Raw genomic sequence first — 404 nt, forward strand, 5'->3', positions numbered from 1 at the left:
GGACAATCCTAAAAGCTGGGAGAATAAAACTTTAACTTATTTTTTGGAAGCTCTAAGTGTTTATACAGAAGATATTCAAGGTTATTACGACAATATGAAACTAAATATAAAAGCAAACAAACCAAAATGGTCAACCTTTGCGGACATTTTTAAAGGAGTAAAAATATATGAGTGAATTACAGAATATTTTCCTGACAATTGTAACTGAAAATCAAACAAAAAAAATAAAAGCTGAAAAATTATCTGAGTTGTTACAAAGCGAATTAGGAAATGATTGGGAAATTTTGACTATTGATAAATACCACAAATTCGACAATTCATATAAAATAGAATTAAAAAAGACCTTAATTGAAAATCGCACAGACAAAGTAAATCATTTAGCAATAAGTTTAACAGACAAACTC

1 protein-coding gene is annotated in these 404 nt (G+C 27.5%); it reads left to right on the forward strand.

Going from position 1 to position 404, the window contains the following annotated elements:
• Window positions 1–167: 167 nt before the first annotated feature.
• Window positions 168–404, forward strand: a 237-nt coding sequence (locus tag ASG21_RS20390) for a hypothetical protein (protein WP_185113752.1), incomplete at its 3' end; no start/stop codon positions are given.

The sequence above is a fragment of the Chryseobacterium sp. Leaf394 genome (assembly GCF_001424105.1).
Classification (GTDB): Bacteria; Bacteroidota; Bacteroidia; order Flavobacteriales; family Weeksellaceae; genus Chryseobacterium.